The sequence below is a fragment of the Streptococcus sp. HMSC034E03 genome, assembly GCF_001811505.1.
Lineage (GTDB): Bacteria > Bacillota > Bacilli > Lactobacillales > Streptococcaceae > Streptococcus.
Genome location: NZ_KV804983.1, coordinates 1 through 578, shown reverse-complemented (window position 1 = coordinate 578; position 578 = coordinate 1). Strand labels below are relative to the sequence as shown.

At 43.4% G+C, this 578-nt stretch carries 1 pseudogene; it reads left to right on the top strand.

The features are described 5' to 3' along the window. A pseudogene (locus HMPREF2805_RS11285) lies at nucleotides 1–578 on the top strand (hypothetical protein); the annotation flags it as partial.

The window sequence follows — 578 nt, the reverse complement described above, 5'->3', positions numbered from 1 at the left end:
GAAGAATCAAGCAGATGGTACAACAACATGGACTGAAAACAGTCATGACTATGGCAAAGTAAAAGTCCCAGTCGTTGAACACTATTATGCGGATAAAGCTGAAGCAGGTGGTAAGACAGTTACACCAGAACACCCAGAAGCAACAGATAAAGTAGTTTATAAGGAACTCGGTAAGATCATTCCAGTTGACCCAGATGGCAACCCAATTCCAAATGCGCCAACTCCACAATATACGAATGATCCAAACGATCCAACTAAAGGTGGTGTAACCCCAACTCCAGTTATCCCAGGTTATGTGACAGACATTCCAAATGTAACACCATCTAACCCAGGAGCTGATACCCCAGTTGTCTACCGTAAGGCAGATCAAAAAGCAGTGATCAAGTACGTTGATCAAACAACTGGTCAAACACTTGCCAATGATCAAGTCGGTGGTAAATCAGGTGAGGCAATCAATTACTCAACTGCGGACAAGATCAAGTATTATGAAGATCGTGGTTACGTTCTCGTTAGCGATGAGTTCCCAACAGGTGCCCACTTCGATAACGATGCTTCAGTCGATCAAACATGGACAGTAA